This window comes from Nocardia niigatensis NBRC 100131 (assembly GCF_000308655.1).
GTDB classification, from domain to species: Bacteria; Actinomycetota; Actinomycetes; order Mycobacteriales; family Mycobacteriaceae; genus Nocardia; species Nocardia niigatensis.
Genome location: NZ_BAGC01000030.1, coordinates 1 through 556, shown reverse-complemented (window position 1 = coordinate 556; position 556 = coordinate 1). Strand labels below are relative to the sequence as shown.

Below are 556 nucleotides of genomic sequence, written 5' to 3'. Positions count from 1 at the left end.
ACCGACATCACCACCTGTTCCAACAAGGATCTGTACGAGATTCGCAAGCTGTTCGGTGTGCTGTTCCAGGACGGCGCGCTGTTCGGGTCGATGAATCTGTTCGACAACACGGCCTTCCCGTTGCGCGAGCACACCAAGAAGAGCGAATCCGAGATCAAGAAGATCGTCATGGAGAAGCTCGAGCTGACCGGTCTGCTCGGCGCCGAGGGCAAGCTGCCCGGTGAGATCTCCGGTGGTATGCGCAAGCGTGCCGGCCTGGCTCGCGCGCTGGTGCTGGACCCGCAGATCATCCTGGTCGACGAGCCCGACTCCGGTCTGGACCCGGTTCGTACCACCTATCTTTCGCAGCTGTTGATCGATATCAACGCGCAGATCGACGCGACGATCCTGATCGTCACGCACAACATCAACCTGGCTCGTACGGTGCCGGACAACATCGGCATGCTGTTCCGCCGCAACCTGGTCATGTTCGGTCCCCGTGAGGTGCTGTTGACCTCGGAGGAGCCGGTGGTCAAGCAGTTCCTCAACGGCCGCATGCAGGGCCCGATCGGTATGT

1 protein-coding gene is annotated in these 556 nt (G+C 60.8%); it reads left to right on the top strand.

The window, feature by feature from the left end; translation table 11 throughout:
* Positions 1-556 (top strand): ABC transporter ATP-binding protein (locus tag ON33_RS08165; protein WP_040857160.1); only part of this gene is annotated, 556 nt, incomplete at both ends.